A 15,999-nucleotide genomic window follows, 5' to 3' on the forward strand; every position below is an offset into this window, starting at 1 on the left:
GCGAGTCGCTTCAGTTCAGCGGCACCAGCTTCTCCCCACCGTCTGGCGGCTGTGCCGATTTTTTGCGCTGAATCTTCTTCACCCCCGGTAGGCGGATCGTCGCCCACTCCGGCTTGAACCGCTCCACCTTGGCGACCAGCACCGTCATGTCGTCGATGATCTTCCCGTGGTTGATCCTGACCGCAAGCTCGACCAACAGGTCGGCGATCTCCTGCGGCTCCTCCGATTGAAACTCCTCGATGCGCTTCTTCAACCAGCCCGCCTTGTCGTCCGTATGCTTGGGCGCATCGAAGATCCCGTCAGACATCAGGATCAGCAGATCGCCCTCTTTCAGCTCCTCCTCGACCGCTTGGATGTCGATGTCCTGCAAGATGCCGATCGGCACGTTCTCCCCTTCGACCGACAGCACCTGCCGCCCGCGCTTGATGAACGATGGGGCGGACCCGATCTTTAAAAACTCAGTTTTGGCGGTGAACATGTCGATCAGCGCCAGATCCATCGTCGTGAAGATCTCGTCTTTCGAGCGCAAGAGCAGCACCGAATTGACCGTCTTGATCGCCATCTGCTCCTCAAACCCAGCTTTCAGCAGCTGTTGCAACAGCCGAATCGCCGCGCTCGACTCCTGCATCGCCCGCTCCCCGTTGCCCATTCCGTCGCTGACCGCCACCGCAAACTTCCCATTCCCCACATCGAGGGCGGTAAACGAGTCTCCGCAGTGCAGGCGACCCGCTTTGGCAGCGCTTGCCACACCGGTCGAAATGGTGAAGATCTTCGCTGACGACAAGGTCATCGTCAAGCTGTTCTCATCCTCCCAGTGCCGTTTGCGGGACACGACGATGTTTTCGCCGAGGATTTCGGTCAACAGCGGGGCGATCAGCTTCTCGCCTTCGTCTGCTGTCGTCGCACCTGCCGACGTCACCTCGATCTCCACCTTGCCTTCGTCGAGCGAGATCAGATCGACCGACCTCACCGACAGGCCCAGGTGTTCAAGCGCCGCCACGATGTGCTCCTCATGATCGACAGACGCATGGTTCTCCTTGCGTATCTCCTGCGCCAGATCGCCCATGATCCGCGAGATGCCCGACAGCTGTGCCGCCACCATGTTCCGGCTGTCTGCCAGCTGGCTCTGCCACTGCATGTCCCGCTTGGACATCTCCACCGCCCGATGCAACGCCTGCACCATCTGCTCGGTGCGCACGCAAAACTTTTTTAGCGCCTGAGGCTGGCTCGACTTTTTGCCCTGTTTCGCTTCGTCTGCCAGCTCCGCCGCGTCGTAGAGGGCGCGATAGGTGTTGTAAAAATTTTTCTCCCAGCACTGCGCGCGCTTGAAACAGCTGGCGCAGACCTCTTGGGCGACCATGTCGAACGCCTTGCTCATCACCTCTTCTTGCGACTTGCTCCCCGTCCCAGAAATCTGCGAAAACGTGTGTGACAACTCATCGAACACGCTCGACACCTCGCGAATCCGCACCGCCATCAGATCGCGGACCCGCCTGGCGTAATCCTGTTGCGACAGCGAGTGCTGATGCGTTCCGGGCACATAGCGCGACACCTGATCGACAAAGCTCTTCGGCGTGATCAGCAGGAGGAAAAACGCTACCAGCGACTCCTGCAAGGCGATCATCACCGAGGTTGCCTCGCTCACATACACGGTCAAGATCGCCGTCCCGAGCACAAAACCGATCCCCACCCCGACCTTCCGCATGTCGCGCAGCAGCCCCGCCAGCAGGCCGGAGAATGCTAACAGCCCGATCTGTGTGGCGGCGAGCAGGCTGGCCATCGTCAGGATGATCCCCGTCACCACGCCGACACCGGCGGCCACCCCCGCCCCGCCGATCAGCGCAAACAGCATGATCAGATAGCGAGCGAACACATTTTCCAAGGAGACGCCGGCGATCACCATCTGCTGAAATCCGGTCAGCACCGAGGCGAGCAGGATGACCAGACAGACGATCTCTTCGCTGCGCAGCTCTTTGACTCCCCGCTGAAAGGTGAACAGCGGTAGCGACTGGATGAAGATCAGCGTCAGCACCATCGCGAGAAAGCCATCGACCAGCGACATGATCAGCGAGTAGGCGGTCATGTCGCCGACCGCCATGTTGCCCGCCATCCGCACCCCGCTGTCGACCAGGAAGACGACAAACGGCACCATGTTCAGTGTCAGCGCTTTCTTCTTGGTCAGCATCCCGTAGGTCAGGCGGTAGAGCAGCAGCGCTCCGACCAGCATCGGCCAGATCGAGAAGATGCCGTGGACGGTCAGCGAGCCGGCGATCAACCCGATCAGCACCGCTCTGGCTGCCGACCGCTTCAAGCGCAAGATCACCGCATAAAAGGCGATCGAAAAGGGGGCCAGCTCGCCCAAGATCAGCGCGCGCCCGAGAAAAAAGGCCATGATCATCAGCACGAACGTCCCTCTGCCCGCCAGCCCCTGTGACCACAGTTGGAACCGTTGCCACAGAGCATTGGCGCCGCCGAGCGCCCCCTCGTTCACCTGACTGCCCGCACCGTAGGCGACGCGCCCCTCCCAAAACCGTTTCCACATGCTCTTCCACCATCCCGTCTCTCGATTTGAATGGTCTCAGGATAGCATGGATGCAAAGAGATGTTTGTCAAAACGAAGCGCACGATCGGAAGAAAATTCCGACAACTATCGGGAGATCTTTCGGCGAACGTACGTCCGCAAAACGGCGCTCATCCCCCGCCCGCAAGTCATGCGCCGTTCGGGAGGGGAACGCGCATTCCCCGTCCAAAATCGCTTCAATCGTCGAAGCGCCCATCCAATTGTCGGAAACTCTCTTTCTGTTCGACACCTATTTTCAAGCAGGGTAGAATAGAGTGAGAACGATGACTTTAGGGAGGTCTCCCGATGCGCAAACCGTGGAACGAATATTTTATGGATCAAGCGAAGATGGTCGCCACGCGCGCCACCTGTGACCGCCTGCATGTTGGCGCCGTGATCGTGCGCGACAAGCGGATCATCTCGACCGGGTACAACGGCAGCGTAGCTGGCGACCTGCACTGTCAGGATGTCGGCTGCTACGTGGTGAACGGCCACTGCATCCGCACCATCCATGCGGAGTCGAACGCCATCTTGCAGTGTGCAAAATTTGGCGTCTCCACCGATGGAGCGTCCATCTATGTCACGCACTACCCCTGCCTGCTCTGCTCCAAGCAGATCATCCAAGCGGGGATCAAGCAGATCTACTATGCGGAAGGCTACCGCATCGACCCCTACGCCGCCGAGCTGCTGAAGCAGGCGAACGTCGAGGTGGTGCAGATCGCTTCTGCTGAAGAGTTGATCCAGGTGGAGTCGGAGATCTGATCAAACGACAAAAGACGCCCGCACAAGAGCTAGCGTCTTCTCTTTTGCTCGCTGAGCGGGCGATCTCCGTTGGTCAAACGCGGAGAACCTGACTGCAGCCCCGACATCTAAGCACCATTTCCCCTCCTGCTCGCATAGCCTAGGAGCAAACTGTTCGACAAGGGGGAGGGCAGGATGCCAAGTTGGCTGCGCAACCAGCTGTTCAGAGCGTATCGCAACCAAGATAAGCGATCGATCGTGATGCTCAACCGCGTCTTTTATAAATATCGCAAGACGCTTCAGCAAAATATCGAGTCGGTCGTCACCGAGGCAGAATGATCGAGCTGGCGACGAACCGATCAAAAAAAGCACCTCGCGCTTTCACGCGAAGTGCTTTTTCCGTTGCTGAGCGATCATCAGTCCCACGTTCTCCAGCCAGAAGAGTCGTGCGACCTGCCGATCGGTCATCTCAATAGCTTGCCGACAAGTTCCTCGGCGATCGAATACGGGTCGAGCTTGCCCTGCTCGACTTGGGCGATCTTGCCACCCCACGAGCTGTCCTGTTGTGTCAGCTCTTTCACCCGCCGGGTCAACTGACCCTCGACGATCGCCAGCACCTCATCCTGCCGACGCTTCAGCCGGCGCTTGTCCCATTCGCCCGAGTCTTGCAGATAGGCGAAATGGTCTTGCACCTTGGCCCAAAACTCAGGAATGCCCTTGTTGTCCCGCGAGATGGTGCGCGTGACCGGCGGACGCCACGGGACATGACCCATCAGATCGAGCATGTTGCTCACCTCTCGATCGGTCTTGTCAGCGCCGGGCAGGTCCGCCTTGTTGATCACAAACAGATCGGCGATCTCCATGATCCCCGCCTTCATCGTCTGGATGTGGTCGCCCGCCGACGGGTTGAGCACGACCACCGTCGAGTCGGCCACATTCATGATGTCCAGCTCGCTCTGCCCAACGCCGACCGTCTCGATCAGGATCACGTCACAGCCCCACGCGTCGAGCACGCGGATCGCCTCCTGCGTCGTCCGCGCCAATCCGCCGAGCGAGCCGCGCGTGCCCATCGAGCGGATGAAAACGTCAGGATCGAGCGCATGCGAGCCCATCCGCACGCGGTCGCCCAAGATCGCTCCGCCCGTGAAAGGCGAAGTCGGGTCGACGGCGATCACGCCGACCTTTTTGCCGAGCTCTTTGCGCAGATAGGTGATCACGCGATCGGTCAGCGAGCTTTTGCCAGCCCCAGGCGATCCGGTGAGGCCGACCAGGTACGCATGGCCCGTATGCGAATGCAGATCGCGCAAAATCTCATGCTTTTGCGGGGCGTCGTTCTCGATGTGCGTGATCGCACGGGCTGCTGCGCGCTTGTCCCCCTCTACGATCCGCCGAACCAGCTCGTGCATCCTATTTCTCCTTCAGGAGTTGGCGCGCGATGACCATGCGCTGCACTTCGTTAGTGCCTTCGTAAATCTGCGTGATCTTCGCGTCGCGCAGGAAGCGCTCCACCGGATACTCGCGGGTGAAGCCATAGCCGCCGAAGATTTGCACCGCTTCAACCGCCACTTTCATCGCCACGTCCGATGCGAACACTTTCGACATCGCCGACTGCTTGCCGTACGGCAGCCCTTCCGACTCCAGCCATGCCGCCTGATAGGTCAGCAGGCGTGCCGCTTCCACTTCGGTCGCCATGTCGGCCAGCTTGAACTGGATCGCTTGGAAGTTGGAGATCGACTGTCCGAACTGCTCCCGCTGTTTCGAATAATCGGTCGCCAGATCGAGCGCGCCTTGCGCGATGCCGAGCGCTTGAGCTGCGATCCCGTTGCGGCCGCCATCGAGCGTCATCATCGCGATCTTAAAGCCTTCGCCCAGCTGACCGAGCATGTTTTCTTTCGGCACGATGCAGTTGTCGAAGATGATCTCCGTCGTCGTCGAGGAGCGAATGCCGAGCTTTTTCTCATGCTTGCCGACCGAGAAGCCCGGGAAGTCCGCTTCGACGATAAAGGCGGTGATGCCGCCGCGGGTGCGCTTTTCCATGTCGGTCACCGCGAAGACCACGTAGATCTCTGCCACGCCGCCGTTGGTGATGAAGATCTTCGAGCCGTTCAGCACCCAGTGATCGCCCTTGTCGACCGCTGTGGTGCGCATGCCGCCCGCGTCTGTGCCGGAGCCCGGCTCGGTCAGACCGTATGCGCCGATCGACGTGCCTTCTGCCAGACGGCGCAAATATTTTTGCTTCTGCTCTTCGTTGCCGAACTTGTAGATCGGCCAGCCTGCGAGCGAGGTCTGCACAGACAGCGTGACGCCGACAGACGCATCGATGCGGGACAGCTCTTCGACAGCGATCACGTAGGACACGAAGTCCATGCCCGCGCCGCCGTACTCTTCCGGCCACGGAATCCCGCACAGGCCGATCTCTGCCATCTTGTCAAAAATCTCGCGGGAGAACTCTTCCTTCTCATCGCGCTCCATCGCCCCTGGCGCCACTTCGTTCAGCGCGAAATCGCGCACCAGCTTGCGGATATCCTGTTGATCTTGCGTCAGTTGAAAGTTCATTCTCATCTTCCTCTCTTTCTACAAGCCCTTTAACAGGTTCTTCGCCACGACGAGACGTTGAATCTGGTTGGTGCCCTCATAGATTTGCGTCACTTTCGCATCGCGCATGAAGCGCTCGACCGGATACTCTTTCGAGTAGCCATAGCCGCCGAACAGCTGTACCGCATCGGTGGTCACCGACATCGCCGTATCGGTCGCATAGTATTTTGCCATCGAAGCTTGCTTCGAGCAGGGCAGCTTCGCTTGGCGCAGCGTCGCCGCATTGTAGATCAGCAGGCGAGACGCCTCGATCTTGGTCGCCATGTCGGCCAGCATGAACTGCACCGCTTGGAAGTCGGCGATCGGACGGCCAAACTGCTCGCGCTGCTTCACATAGTCGCGCGCCGCGTCAAAAGCGGCACGCGCGATCCCCAGCGCCTGCGCACCGATGCCGATCCGCCCGCCGTCGAGGTTGCTCATCGCAACTTTAAATCCTTCTCCCTCTTCGCCGATCAGCTGCGAAGCGGGAACTTGCGCGTTGTCGAAGATCAGTTCGACCGTGCCTGAGCCGTTCATCCCCATCTTATGCTCTTTTTTCCCGATCGAAAAGCCTGGCGTGTTGCGCTCGACGATAAACGCCGAAACGCCCTTCGCGCCCTTTTCCGGATCGGTGACCGCAAAGACGATGAAGATGTCTGCCACTTCACCGTTGGTGATGAAGATCTTCGAGCCGTTCAGCACATACGCATCGCCCTGCTTCACCGCCCGGGTGCGGATGCCAGACGCGTCCGAACCAGCGCCGGGCTCGGTCAGGCCGAACGCGCCGATCAGCTCACCTGCCGCCAAGCGCGGCACGTACTTTTGCTTCTGCTCCTCCGAGCCGAAGTTTAAGATCGGCATCGTGCCGACAGACGTGTGCACCGCCAAGATCACGCCCACCGAGGCGGACGCGTAGGAGATCTCTTCGATCGCCAACATGTAGGAGAGGAAGTCGGCTCCCACGCCATCGTACTCCTCCGGAATCGGAATGCCGAGCAGTCCGAGCTCCCCCATCTTCGCGAGCAGCTCACGGGGAAATTCATCGCTTTGATCGATCTGAGCGGCGAGCGGTGCGATCTCGTTTTGGGCAAAATCGCGCACCATCTGCTGAAGATCGCGCTGGTCTTTGGTCAGAATAAAATCCATAGCGCCTTACTCCTATCTGCCTTTAAATTCTGCTTGGCGTTTTTCTAAGAAAGCGGCCATGCCCTCTTTTTGATCCTCTGTGGAGAAGGACAGACCGAACAGCTCCGTCTCATATTGCAGTCCGCGCGACAGGTCCATGTTCATTCCTTCGTTGACACCCTGCTTGCACATCTTGACCGCAAGCTGGCCTTTGGCTGCGATTTTTTTCGCCATCTCCAGCGCTTTGTTCATCAGCTCTTCCGGCTCGACCACCTGGTTGACCAGCCCGATCTGATAGGCGCGCTCCGCACCGATCACATCGCCGGTGAAGAGCAGCTCTTTGGCGATCGCAGGCCCGACCAAACGCGGCAGGCGCTGCGTGCCGCCAAAGCCTGGCGTGACGCCGAGGTTGACTTCCGGCTGGCCGAACTTCGCCTTGGTCGAGGCGATGCGAATGTCGCACGCCATCACCACTTCGCATCCGCCACCGAGCGCAAAGCCGTTGACCGCAGCGATCGTCGGTTGCGGGATCGTTTCCAGCTTGGAGATGTGCTTCATGCCGTTCGCAGAAAAAGCGCGACCATCCATCGCGTTGAGCGATTGCATCTCCGCGATGTCAGCACCGGCTGCAAACGCCTTTTCGCCCGCGCCGGTGATGACGACCACTTTGATCTGCTCATCCTTGGCGATGTCGTCGAGCAGCGCGCCCATCTCGTTGAGCAGTGTGGAGTTTAGCGCGTTCAGCGCTTTCGGACGGTTGAGCGAGATGATGCCGACACCGTCTTGTACTTCGAACAGCAGGTTTTGAAATTCCATGATCGTTTTTCCCCCCGTGCCAAAAGATTAGGAATAGGTGTAGAAACCGCGGCCCGTCTTCTTGCCAAGCCAGCCAGCCTTCACATATTTGCGGAGCAGCGGGCACGGGCGGTATTTCGAATCGCCAAACCCTTCGTAGAGCACTTCCATGATCGCCAAGCAGGTGTCGAGACCGATAAAGTCTGCCAGCGTCAGCGGGCCCATCGGGTGGTTCATCCCGAGCTTCATCACTTCATCGACAGCTTCTGGAGTTGCGACGCCTTCGTACACGCAGCAGATCGCTTCGTTGATCATCGGCATCAGCACGCGATTGGAGACGAAGCCTGGGAAATCGTTCACTTCGACCGGCACTTTGCCCATCTTTTTGGACAGCTCTTCGATCGACTTGTACACTTCATCTGTCGTCGCCAAACCGCGGATGATCTCCACCAGCTTCATCACCGGCACCGGGTTCATAAAGTGCATCCCGATCACCAGCTCCGGGCGGGAGGTGACAGCTGCGATCTCGGTGATCGGCAGGGAGGAAGTGTTGGTCGCGAGAATCGCGCCTTGCGGAAGCACCTCATCCATCTGGCGGAAGATGCTTTTCTTGATCTCCATGTTTTCTGTCGCCGCTTCGATCGCCAGCTGCGCATCGTGCGCATCGCCCATGTTGGTCGTCGGGTGCAGGTGCGCCAAGATCGCCGCTTTTTCCGCCTCTGTCTTGCGCCCTTTTTCGACATCGCGGGACAGATTTTTCGTGATCGTCGCCATGCCGCGCTCTAAAAACTCTGGCTTCAGGTCGTTCAACACGACATCAAGGCCCGCTTGTGCGGCAACCTGTGCGATGCCCGCTCCCATCTGGCCAGCTCCGATGACAAGAACTTTGCGAATTTCCATTATGTAAAACCTCCACTTGTATAGAGTCACCCGAGGAGGAGCGTTCGCTCATTCCCCGGGCAATATTTTGTCGGAAAAACGGTGCTGCCTATTCGCCGTGCACTTGCAACAGGATCGCATCGCCTTGCGCAGCGCCGGAGCAGATCGCCGCAATGCCGATCCCGCCGCCGCGACGACGCAATTCGTGGATCAGCGCGCCGATGATCCGCGCGCCGGAAGCGCCGATCGGATGGCCGAGCGCAACCGCTCCTCCGTTGACGTTGACCTTCTCTTCATCCCAGCCGACGATCTTGCCCGAGGTGAGCGTCACCGCAGCGAACGCCTCGTTCACTTCGAACAGATCGATATCCTCTACCTTATATCCTGTCTTTTCGAGCAGCTTTTGAATCGCCAGACCGGGTGTGGTGGCGATGTAAGGTGCATCCGCCCCGACCTGCGCATGGCCGAGGATGGTCGCGAGCGGCTTCACACCTTCGCGCTCCGCTCGCTCGTCAGACATCAGAACCAGCGCACAGGCGCCATCGTTGATGCCCGGCGCGTTCCCCGCGGTGATCGTGCCATCCTTTTTGAACACCGGCTTCAATGCGCCCAACTTTTCCAGCGTCGTGTCGGGACGCGGCGCTTCGTCGCGGCTGACCAGCGTGACCGCTCCCTTTTTCCCCGGCACTTCGACCGGCACGATCTCGATGTCAAACTTGCCTTCCTCGATCGCCGCCACCGCGCGCTGTTGCGAGCGCAGCGCCCATTGATCCTGCGCCTCGCGGGAGATCTCATACTCGGCCGCCACCACCGAACCGTGGACGGCCATCGGCACATCGTGGAACGCGCAGCGCAGACCGTCATATTGCATCAGGTCGACCACCTTGCCATCGCCCATGCGCAGTCCTTGCCGGGCACCCGGCAGGATGTAAGGCGCGTTTGACATCGACTCCATGCCGCCTGCCACGATCACTTCCGCATCGCCTGAGCGAATGATCTGATCGCCGAGGGTGACGGCGCGCATCCCCGACGCGCACACTTTGTTGATCGTTTGCGACGGCACTTCCCAACCGAGACCTGCTTTGATCGCCGCTTGGCGAGAGGGAACCTGACCGGCGCCGCCTTGCAGCACCATGCCCATGATCAACTCATCCACCTTTTCACCCGCAACCCCAGCGCGGTTGAGCGCCTCCTTGATCACCAAACTGCCGAGGTCGGTCGCGTTGAGCGGAGCGAGCGCACCGCCAAACTTACCGAACGGAGTACGAGCAGAGCTTACAATCACCGTTTTTGGCATCGAAACCACTCCTTTAACTTAAATTATGCGCAATCTGACAGGATCGACGCAGCATGTATGACTGGAAGAAAGACACCAGAGAAGTTCCGGTGTCTTTCAAAATGGAAAGGGCGAGATTAATGATTCGGGCCCATGACTGACATTTCGAGCAGTTCGACAACATCGAAGACGGGGAGGTTTTCCTCCACATCTTTCGCCTTGGTGCCGTCGGTGATCATCGTCATGCAGTACGGGCAGGCGGTGCCGATCGCCGTCGCGCCAGTCTCCATCGCTTGCTCAGTGCGCATCACGTTGATGCGCTCGGTGCCGGTGTCTTCTTTGAAAAGACCGCCGCCGCCTGCGCCGCAACACATGCTCTTGCCTTTGTTGCGCTCCATCTCGACCAAGCGAACGCCCGGGATCTTCGAGAGGATATAGCGCGGCGCCGTATAGATGCCGTTGTAGCGACCGAGGTAGCAGGAGTCGTGATAGGTCAGCAGATGCTCCACCTCATGCAGCGGGGACAGCTTGCCTGCATCGATCAGCTTCGCCAGCATCTCCGTATGATGCAACACCTCTTCTGCTTCAAAGCCGAAGTCAGGATATTCATTTAGGAACGTGTTATATGCATGCGGGCAGGTAGTGACGATCTTCTTCACACCGTACTCGCGGAAAATCTCAACGTTAGCTTCTGCCAGCGATTGATAGAGGAACTCATTGCCCAGTCGGCGGGCAGAATCGCCATCCGACTCTTCCTCCGCGCCGAGGATCGCAAAGGACACGCCAGCCTGCTTCATCAGGCGAGCAAACGCTTGAGCGATCTTCTGGTTGCGCACATCGAACGATGCGGACGAGCCGACGTAGAACAGCCATTCGACCTCGCCTTCCACCTCTGCCATCGTCGGGATGTCCAAGCCTTTCGCCCAATCGCCGCGGGTGGAGCGGTTTTGCCCCCACTCGTTCGATTGGCGCTCCAAGTTTTGGAAGGCGCGGTTGACTTCCGGCTCCGCTTTGCCTTCTGTCAGGACGAGATAGCGGCGCATGTCGATGATCTTGTCCACGTGCTCGTTGAACACCGGACAGGCTTCCTCACAGGCGCGGCAGGTGGTGCAAGCCCAGATCTCATCTTCCGAGTAGACCCCGCCTTCGCCGATCAGAACTGGCAGTTCGGCGGTGGCAGCCACCTCGACGCCCGTGCCGTCAGCCCCTTGCACCTTTTGCTGCAACAAGCTGTCGCCCGACGCGATCAGATGGTCTTTCATCTTCAGGATCAGATATTTCGGCGAGAGCGGCGTGCCGGACAGCGTTGCCGGACAGTTGACATGGCATCGTCCGCACTCGGTGCACGCATAGCCGTCAAGCAGTTGACGCCAGGAGAACTGCTCGATGCGACCGACGCCAAACTCTTCGATCGACTCGTCTTCCAGGTCGAGCTTTTTCAGCTTGCCAGCCGGACGATCTTCCGTCTTGCGGAAATAGACGTTGAACATCGCGCCGATCATGTGCAGATGCTTCGAGCGCGGGATGTAGACAGCAAATCCGAGCAGCACGGCCGTGTGGAACCAGAACATGATCTCTTTCACAGCGGTCAGCATGCCTTCTGAGCTGCCGGCGAAAACGGTTGCAAACCAGCCGGCGATCGGAGCGGTGAAGCCCGGGTTGTGCCCTTCGAGCGCATCGGCCGATCCCCAGTAGACGAAGTCGGAGAGGATCAAAAGCGCGATCGCGCCGATGATATAACCTGCTTCTGCCGTCACGTCGAGGCGCATCGGCTTCAAGATGTAGCGGCGCACCGCGGCGATCGCGATCGCGACCAGCACGAGGATGTTCGCCGTCTCGTGCATCGCGACAAAAAACTTCGATCCGAGGCCCGGAATGTGCGAGCCGGTCAGATGATGTGCAAAAAAGTCGAGCGCACCGATCGAGATGATGATAAAGCCATAAAAGATGACAAAGTGACCGATCCCGGCCGGCTCCGCCAACACTTTGCCCTGGCCGAGCACATATTTAAAGAATCCTTTGATGCGATCGTCGCTGTTGTCAAATCGATTTTCTTCTGCGCCGAGCATCAGATACTGATAACGGCGATAGATCGCAGACACGCTATAGTAACCAGCCACTCCGGCGAGTACCAGGAACAGCAACACTTTGACCCACTCCATCTCCGTTCAACCCCTTTGCTAGTCTAGTATGTTCATGAATGAATCGTCATTCAAATTTCGACCGTTCGGTCGGTTTTACACAAGAAAAGACCTCATCTATACTTATACACGATTTTCACCAAAAATTCGAGAGTGAATTTCAGGCATCCAGACAAGAGAAATGCAACCGAACCAAGTGTGATCCGTTCATATTAATGATGATTCGGAGGTGATGTGAATGGACCGAACGAACTTAACCTTTTTTTCACACCCGGTGCAGGGTAAGCACCTGCTGCCGATCTATTTCAATATCACGCTGGCGCTCACATTTCTTTCGATCGCCCTCTTCGTCGAGTCTTCGTGGATGACGACTATCCTCCTGCTGATCGGGGCAGGGGTGTCGCTCTATCTCGGTTTTATCCGGCCGCGCAGACCGTATATTCGCTATGAGCTGAGCAACCGCGAGCTGATCATCCACTCTGACAGAAGAGAGCTGCAAGTGCCGTTCGACTCGATCAAAGGGGTGACCGTCCAATCGTTTTGGCAGCGGCCGGCCGCGCTGATCGGCGAGCACTACCTCGGCTATGCGTACGGGCTGTTTCGACTGGATGGATATGAGATCACGCTGTACGCGACACGGTTCGATCGGCTGGTGCTGCTCGATACGACGGAGGGGTTGCTCGGGATCACGCCGCTCGCCGCAGAGGAAGATCGCCTGCTCGCCGAACTGATCAGCAGGAGCGGCGCCGTTTTCGCTGCGGACGGCTTCTCCTTTCCCACGCGGCCTGCGACGAACAGCCGCGCACTGCTTCCACAACATGCCCGGAGGTCAGGAGCGCTCTGGCCGATCCTGCTGTTCACCATCTTGCTCGAACAGATCAGCGGGAAGTTTACGAACTTCGCATCCTTGCAAGAATCGGTCTGGACATGGGTGCCGCTTCTCCTCGGGCTGCTCTTGGTGATCTTGCTCTATCCCTCGCTGTTCCGCCTGCAGCAAAAGCAACCGTGGCTGTTTCCCGCCTTGTGCGCGGTCGGGCTCGCGATGTTGCTGTTCGGTTAGTTTTAATTCAATCTGATCGGTTAGTTTCAAACTGACATGAATCTTGAACCGCATCTTTCCCGTCTGATGAAGTAAGGGAGGGATTAAAATGAAAGTAAGGAAACTGGTTTTGGGACTTGTTCTCCTATCCGCGATGTTAACAAGCGCCTGCTCGGACACCCATCCAACAGCGGACACCAATCAAATAAAAGATCTGGGCGAACTGTACAGTTTGGCATTCGATGAGTTCATGCCGATCGATGAAGGTCTGAATGGCGGCATGAACTACATCGCGATCGACATGAGCAACGTTCCCGATCTTGAGGCGGAGGACAAGGAACAGATTTTAAAACACTTCGAAAAATATGACGTTGAGGTGCTGGAAGCGACTTATCAGCAGCTGATCGACAAGGGGTTATACAACCCGCAGACAACGGTGCTGCATGGTGTGTTGCTCCAGGTTGAAAAGGTTGCCATTTCCGATCAGCAAGCGGTGATCGACGGTGCGAAGTATCGATCTGGCAACGGAGCGATCGGAATGAAGGTCATCGCTCAGCACAAAGACGGGAAATGGCAAATAACGAAAGCATATGGGACGTGGATCAGTTAATCGGTCAGCTCCCACTCCTCCACCTTTTGTCAAAAATAATTGTATTTACGGAAAATTCTTAACAATAGTATATTGACTTGCAATCTCCCTCCATTTATCATTGAATTATAAATTACGTGGAGGTGTTTTTCAGATGAAAAAAGTTGTAAAAGTTACAGCGAACGCTTCTCTCGTCGAATCGGCAAAAAAACTGCCCTGGATCGGAAGAGTGAACGACTAGTTCACCGATCTAAGCAAAAGGACTCCGTCCGAACTGGATCGCTAGAATGCGTTTGACGCCTTCTGCGCTGCCCTTTTCCCCGTCGAAAAGGGCAGTTTTTCTGTCACGGCTCCCGCTCGCCTCCCGCGACGACCGAGCGGCAACAGATTGAAATTACGATTCAATGCAATTTTCAAAATATTTTATCTAAACCCTCTTGACCACTCTCTACTCTAATATTATTATTGAAGTATAAATGAATTGGAGATGTTTACGGTGAAGAAATCAGTAAAATTCCAAACGGTAAACGCCCTGATTCATCAAGCAAAAAGCATCGAATGGATCGGCATCCCGGTTCAGTCAGAAAAGTAGATGTCACCCGCGTGTTTCACGCGCAAGACTGGCAGTTACCCAAATCCAAGGAGGCGTGTCCACCATGAAAAAAGTGACCAAAATCCAAGTTTCCACCAGCATTCTGGAGCAAACGAAAGATCTTCGCCCGATCGGCATCACCACCGACTTCGATAAAGCAAAAACGTTCAACCCGATCGGCATTCCGGCTGAGTTTTAAGAGTCCTTCGGGTCGTGCCCTTTCCTCTCGGGGGAAAGGGCATTTACTTTTTTCGAAAGGGATGAGCACCGATGAATCGAGCAGATCTGCTTGCACAATATAATCGTCTGCGCGCGATGTCTGAACGCCCCGAAGAGTGGGTTGAGACGGAGATCGGCTCCGACCTGTGGGTGGATGGGCTCAACGTCTTCTTGAGTGTAGAGCCTGACGATTTTGCGGAGGCGATCGATCGCTTTTTCCGCGAATATGAAGTTGCTGACGGACAGCTCTCCTCCTGGTTGACCGTCCTGCATCGCTTCTGTAAAGATATGGCGGCAGAAGGAGAGTTTCCGCTCTACCAGGCGCTTTCGGTCGGCATGGCCTACCTGTCCTCACGACCTGAGATCAACGAGCAGATGTTCAACATCCCGGCGCGGATCATCAACCATTCGACGGCGCTCCTCATCTCTCCGACCTATCAGGCGGTGTGGGCATACGCCTACAATGCGGGCTACGAGCTGTACATCGACATGGAGAGCGATGCTCCGGCAGCTTTTCGACCTGAGCACGGGCGGATCTACCAACGGAGCAGCTCTTTCGTCGGCGGTCGGGTCGTTCGCTACCCGTTTCAAAACTACAGTCATGAGATGATGCACATTTTGCTGTTTCATGATCTATATACGCGGGTGCTCTCGACGCCCGAAGCGGATATCACCTATTTTGCACACATCGAGGGATCGGTCTCGGTGATGGAAGAGGTGATCATGCGCGAGATGATGGAGATGCGCGATGATCTCAACCTGATCGATGATGGCTATGCGGCGGTCAGCACCTTCCCCGAGTACGGCAAGTACCGCTATCAAGTGCTGCAGGGCAAGGTCGACGGGATCGGCCCGCGCGCCTTAGCGATGTATCGCAAGCGCTTCACCCTGCTCGGCGAAGGGGAGCTGGAAGCGCCAGACAACCCGATCAAAGAGCAGATCCTCCAGTCGCACGCGGTCACACCTTCCGAATACGATTCGATCCATCCGGAGTTTGCCCCCTATATCAAAAACCAAAACCTGCACGTCCGCTGGGCCAAACAGGCGGTCTATCGCAATCGCATCCCCGCCTTTCGCGAGGTGATCGAACTTCTGCCACACGATCCGTTCTGCGCGGTAAAGCTGCAGGAATCGCTGGCGCCAGACGCTTGGCAAAGCGGTGTGGACATGCTCTCCTCCACCGTCTTGCCCGAGCCGGACCAAGCGATCCGCTCGAAGAACAAACAGCTCCTCGCCTGGAAGGAGCTGCTCTACCGCTTGGCGGAAATGCGCGGCTTCTTGACCGAGCAGGCGGGCGGGCACGAGCAGCTCGTCCTCGAACGGCTGTATCAGTTCGCAGTCCGCTGTGCAGAGCGCTATCGCCTCGCCGATCTTACGGCGCACGAGGAGGCGTATGCGACTCTCCGCGCAGAGATCTTGAGCACCGTTGCGACGATCGAAAGCACCGAGTTGCGCAGTGCATTGACCCA

General features: G+C 57.5%; 13 protein-coding genes and 1 pseudogene. 6 read left to right on the top strand and 8 right to left on the bottom strand.

Annotated features, from left to right (window positions below; all coding sequences use genetic code 11):
- Positions 1 to 10: 10 nt before the first annotated feature.
- Entirely contained in the window at positions 11 to 2,542 is a 2,532-nt protein-coding gene (gene spoIIE / locus ACFSOY_RS09625; protein ID WP_386046041.1) for a stage II sporulation protein E, read from the bottom strand.
- 324 nt (positions 2,543 to 2,866) lie between these two features.
- Between spoIIE and ACFSOY_RS09630 the strand changes: the two are divergent.
- Positions 2,867 to 3,316: pseudogene (locus ACFSOY_RS09630) on the top strand (ComE operon protein 2); the annotation flags it as partial.
- Positions 3,317 to 3,496: 180 nt separating this feature from the next.
- The gene (cmpA, locus tag ACFSOY_RS09635; RefSeq protein WP_386046043.1) at positions 3,497 to 3,640 is read left to right on the top strand and encodes a cortex morphogenetic protein CmpA; all 144 of its coding nucleotides are present in this window, start codon (positions 3,497 to 3,499) and stop codon (positions 3,638 to 3,640) included.
- A gap of 125 nt (positions 3,641 to 3,765) precedes the next feature.
- Here cmpA and meaB read toward each other — a convergent pair whose 3' ends face one another.
- The 7 genes from meaB to ACFSOY_RS09670 all read right to left on the bottom strand — a co-directional run bounded on the left by meaB (position 3,766) and on the right by ACFSOY_RS09670 (position 12,112).
- Positions 3,766 to 4,707: a methylmalonyl Co-A mutase-associated GTPase MeaB gene (meaB, locus tag ACFSOY_RS09640; RefSeq protein ID WP_386046046.1), complete on the bottom strand. Its 942-nt coding sequence runs from the start codon at positions 4,705 to 4,707 to the stop codon at positions 3,766 to 3,768.
- Position 4,708: 1 nt separating this feature from the next.
- The gene (locus tag ACFSOY_RS09645) at positions 4,709 to 5,857 is read right to left on the bottom strand and encodes an acyl-CoA dehydrogenase (protein ID WP_386046048.1); all 1,149 of its coding nucleotides are present in this window, start codon (positions 5,855 to 5,857) and stop codon (positions 4,709 to 4,711) included.
- A gap of 18 nt (positions 5,858 to 5,875) precedes the next feature.
- Complete coding sequence (locus tag ACFSOY_RS09650; RefSeq protein ID WP_386046050.1) at positions 5,876 to 7,021, bottom strand: acyl-CoA dehydrogenase; 1,146 nt, start codon at positions 7,019 to 7,021, stop codon at positions 5,876 to 5,878.
- Between the two features lie 12 nt (positions 7,022 to 7,033).
- A complete protein-coding gene (locus ACFSOY_RS09655; RefSeq protein WP_386046052.1) occupies positions 7,034 to 7,816 on the bottom strand; it encodes an enoyl-CoA hydratase-related protein in 783 nt (260 codons plus the stop codon).
- Between the two features lie 27 nt (positions 7,817 to 7,843).
- Positions 7,844 to 8,695 (bottom strand): 3-hydroxybutyryl-CoA dehydrogenase, encoded by an 852-nt coding sequence (locus tag ACFSOY_RS09660; protein WP_386046053.1) that lies wholly within the window; start codon positions 8,693 to 8,695, stop codon positions 7,844 to 7,846.
- 88 nt (positions 8,696 to 8,783) lie between these two features.
- Entirely contained in the window at positions 8,784 to 9,971 is a 1,188-nt protein-coding gene (locus ACFSOY_RS09665; RefSeq protein ID WP_386046055.1) for an acetyl-CoA C-acetyltransferase, read from the bottom strand.
- 116 nt (positions 9,972 to 10,087) lie between these two features.
- The gene (locus ACFSOY_RS09670) at positions 10,088 to 12,112 is read right to left on the bottom strand and encodes a (Fe-S)-binding protein (protein WP_386046057.1); all 2,025 of its coding nucleotides are present in this window, start codon (positions 12,110 to 12,112) and stop codon (positions 10,088 to 10,090) included.
- Positions 12,113 to 12,329: 217 nt separating this feature from the next.
- Between ACFSOY_RS09670 and ACFSOY_RS09675 the strand changes: the two genes are divergently transcribed.
- From ACFSOY_RS09675 to ACFSOY_RS09690, 4 genes are all read left to right on the top strand, one after another.
- Complete coding sequence (locus ACFSOY_RS09675) at positions 12,330 to 13,151, top strand: PH domain-containing protein (protein WP_386046059.1); 822 nt, start codon at positions 12,330 to 12,332, stop codon at positions 13,149 to 13,151.
- 88 nt (positions 13,152 to 13,239) lie between these two features.
- A complete protein-coding gene (locus tag ACFSOY_RS09680) occupies positions 13,240 to 13,740 on the top strand; it encodes a peptide ABC transporter substrate-binding protein (protein ID WP_386046061.1) in 501 nt (166 codons plus the stop codon).
- Between the two features lie 635 nt (positions 13,741 to 14,375).
- Positions 14,376 to 14,510 (top strand): hypothetical protein, encoded by a 135-nt coding sequence (locus ACFSOY_RS09685; RefSeq protein ID WP_386046063.1) that lies wholly within the window; start codon positions 14,376 to 14,378, stop codon positions 14,508 to 14,510.
- A 71-nt stretch (positions 14,511 to 14,581) separates the two neighbouring features.
- The coding region (locus tag ACFSOY_RS09690; RefSeq protein ID WP_386046065.1) for a hypothetical protein at positions 14,582 to 15,999 on the top strand (1,418 nt) is incomplete at its 3' end.

It is taken from the genome of Tumebacillus lipolyticus (assembly GCF_042682745.1).
GTDB classification, from domain to species: Bacteria; Bacillota; Bacilli; order Tumebacillales; family Tumebacillaceae; genus Tumebacillus_A; species Tumebacillus_A lipolyticus.

Bases quoted from the DNA above. Each gene is read 5' to 3' on its own strand.
- ACFSOY_RS09660 (WP_386046053.1), bottom strand. From the start codon at position 8,695: ATGGAAATTCGCAAAGTTCTTGTCATCGGAGCTGGCCAGATGGGAGCG.
- cmpA (WP_386046043.1), top strand. From the start codon at position 3,497: ATGCCAAGTTGGCTGCGCAACCAGCTGTTCAGAGCGTATCGCAACCAA.
- ACFSOY_RS09665 (WP_386046055.1), bottom strand. From the start codon at position 9,971: ATGCCAAAAACGGTGATTGTAAGCTCTGCTCGTACTCCGTTCGGTAAG.
- spoIIE (WP_386046041.1), bottom strand. From the start codon at position 2,542: ATGTGGAAACGGTTTTGGGAGGGGCGCGTCGCCTACGGTGCGGGCAGT.
- ACFSOY_RS09680 (WP_386046061.1), top strand. From the start codon at position 13,240: ATGAAAGTAAGGAAACTGGTTTTGGGACTTGTTCTCCTATCCGCGATG.
- ACFSOY_RS09675 (WP_386046059.1), top strand. From the start codon at position 12,330: ATGGACCGAACGAACTTAACCTTTTTTTCACACCCGGTGCAGGGTAAG.
- ACFSOY_RS09650 (WP_386046050.1), bottom strand. From the start codon at position 7,021: ATGGATTTTATTCTGACCAAAGACCAGCGCGATCTTCAGCAGATGGTG.
- ACFSOY_RS09685 (WP_386046063.1), top strand. From the start codon at position 14,376: ATGAAAAAAGTGACCAAAATCCAAGTTTCCACCAGCATTCTGGAGCAA.
- ACFSOY_RS09645 (WP_386046048.1), bottom strand. From the start codon at position 5,857: ATGAACTTTCAACTGACGCAAGATCAACAGGATATCCGCAAGCTGGTG.
- meaB (WP_386046046.1), bottom strand. From the start codon at position 4,707: ATGCACGAGCTGGTTCGGCGGATCGTAGAGGGGGACAAGCGCGCAGCA.
- ACFSOY_RS09670 (WP_386046057.1), bottom strand. From the start codon at position 12,112: ATGGAGTGGGTCAAAGTGTTGCTGTTCCTGGTACTCGCCGGAGTGGCT.
- ACFSOY_RS09655 (WP_386046052.1), bottom strand. From the start codon at position 7,816: ATGGAATTTCAAAACCTGCTGTTCGAAGTACAAGACGGTGTCGGCATC.